Source organism: Streptomyces calidiresistens (assembly GCF_014141525.1).
Taxonomy (GTDB): Bacteria; Actinomycetota; Actinomycetes; order Streptomycetales; family Streptomycetaceae; genus Streptomyces; species Streptomyces calidiresistens.
Genome location: NZ_VKHS01001587.1, coordinates 1 through 424 on the forward strand (window position 1 = coordinate 1; position 424 = coordinate 424).

At 69.6% G+C, this 424-nt stretch carries 1 protein-coding gene; it reads right to left on the reverse strand.

Annotated features, from left to right (window positions below; translation table 11 throughout):
• Positions 1–400 (reverse strand): dephospho-CoA kinase (gene coaE / locus FOE67_RS28385; RefSeq protein ID WP_182667644.1); only part of this gene is annotated, 400 nt, incomplete at its 3' end.
• Between the last annotated feature and the right edge of the window lie 24 nt (positions 401–424).

The following is a 424-nucleotide window of genomic DNA, read 5'->3' on the forward strand; positions in this document are numbered from 1 at the left end:
CGTCTATCACCAGCCCGCGGCGGACCAGTGCCCGTTGCCCGGATTCGAACAGCAGCGGCGACACCAGGATGGCATAGGGCGACGCGGCCCGGGCCAGGGCCGCCAGGATCTCCTGGCGAATCAGGGGATGCAGCAGGGCTTCGAGCCAGCGCCGCTCGGCCGGATCGGCAAAGATCGCCGCCCGTAGCGCCGCCCGGTTCAGGCTGCCGTCCGGCTGCAAGACAGCCGGCGAAAAATGCCCGGCGATCTCGGCCAGCGCCGGTCGGCCCGGCTCCACCACCCAACGGGCTGCCTGGTCGGCGTCGACACAGGTGATACCCAGGCGGGCGAAATGTTCGGCAGCGGCGCTCTTGCCACTGCCGATGCCCCCGGTCAGGCCGAGGGTCCAGGCAGAAGTCATCGGAATCCGGCGAAATTCAGGTAC